Genomic DNA, 1096 nt, shown 5'->3' with positions numbered 1-1096 from the left:
ACCGACACCCTCACCCCACCCCGTACCGTCCGCACCCGCCGCGAACGGCTTGCACCGGCCGTCCGGCGCCAGCCCCCGCTGCCGGCTGAACTCCACGAAGATCCCGGGCTCCGCCATGACCGTCGCGCCACCCGCGAGCGCGAACGAGCACTCGCCGGAGCGCAGCGCCTGGACGGCCATGTGCAGGGCGACCAGGGAGGACGAGCAGGCGGTGTCCACGGTCACGGCCTGGCCGCGCAGCCCGAGGACGTAGGCGATCCGCCCGCTGGCGACACTGCAGGAGGTACCGGTCAGCAGGTATCCGTCGACGGACTCGGGGGCGTTGTGGAGCCCGGGACCGTACTCCTGCTGCATGAGCCCGACGAACACGCCGCCGTCGCTCTCGCGCAGGGTGGCGGGGTCGATGCCGGCGCGCTCCAGAGCCTCCCAGGAGGCTTCGAGCAGCAGCCGCTGCTGCGGGTCCATCGCCTCCGCCTCGCGCGGCGAGATACCGAAGAAGAACGGGTCGAACTGGGCCGCGTCGTACAGGAAGGACCCGGAGCGGGCGTAGGTCGTGCCGTGATGCTCCGGGTCGGGATGGTAGAGGTTCTCCAGGTCCCACCCGCGGTCCGCGGGGAACGCCGACACGGTGTCGCCACCGGCCGCCAGCAGCTCCCACAGTTCCTCGGGGCTGCGGATGCCACCGGGCAGTCGGCAGCCCATGGCGACGACGGCGACGGGGTCCTCGTCGGCCGCGGTCCTCAGCTCCACCGCCGCCTCCGGCACCGGATCGGTGCCGCCTTCGAGCAGGTGGCGCACATGGCGGGCGAGCGCCTGCGGCGTGGGGTGGTCGAACAGGACCGAGGCGGGCAAGGAGAGTCCCGTGTCCGTGACGAGCCGGTTCCGCAACTCGACCGAGGTCGCCGAGTCGAAGCCCAGCGCCTTGAACGTCAGCGCGGCGTCCACCTCGCCTGCACGGGCGTGCCCCAGCACGACGGCGGCGTGCGCCCGGATCCGCTGGAGGAGATCGCCCTCTCCGGTCATCGCAGGCGCGGACCCGACCTTTTCCGACTCGACCGGCTGCGCCAGGGACACCGTACGACGGGACGCCTCCCCG

General features: G+C 72.8%; 1 protein-coding gene. It reads right to left on the bottom strand.

Annotated elements, in window-relative coordinates:
- Window positions 1-1096 (bottom strand): acyl carrier protein (locus tag AC5WS8_RS39185; RefSeq protein WP_496108242.1); only part of this gene is annotated, 1096 nt, incomplete at both ends.

Source organism: Streptomyces sp. PTL18 (assembly GCF_059510295.1).
Note: the sequence above shows the minus strand (reverse complement) of the source record. Positions and strands in the feature narration are given on the sequence as shown.